This is a genomic window from Mesorhizobium sp. M3A.F.Ca.ET.175.01.1.1 (assembly GCF_004791945.1).
GTDB lineage: Bacteria > Pseudomonadota > Alphaproteobacteria > Rhizobiales > Rhizobiaceae > Mesorhizobium.
The window spans coordinates 1-318 of the sequence record NZ_SRTP01000260.1 but is presented as its reverse complement, the minus strand read 5'-3'; the positions used below and the strand labels follow the sequence as shown (position 1 = coordinate 318).

The following is a 318-nucleotide window of genomic DNA, read 5'->3' as shown; positions in this document are numbered from 1 at the left end:
GAGAAGACGACGGTGACTGCGATCGCCAAAGGTGTTGTGACCACGGATCGCGGCACGGTGCGTGCCGAAACCATCATCCGCGCGACGGAAGGATTCACCGCCGGCATTCCCGGAGAGGAGCGCACCTGGCTAGCGCTCAACAGTGCGCAGATCGTCACCGAACCGCTGCCGAAAGAGCTTTGGCGCAAGATTGGCTGGGAAGGGCATGAGCTGCTCGGCAATGCCGCGCATGCCTATTGCTATGCCCAGCGCACCCGCGAGGGGCGTAGCACCATGGGTGGCCGCGGCGTGCCCTACCGCTACGGCTCGCGCACCGAC

General features: G+C 65.4%; 1 pseudogene. It reads left to right on the top strand.

Annotated elements, in window-relative coordinates:
- Positions 1-318: pseudogene (locus EN818_RS31565) on the top strand (FAD-dependent oxidoreductase); the annotation flags it as partial.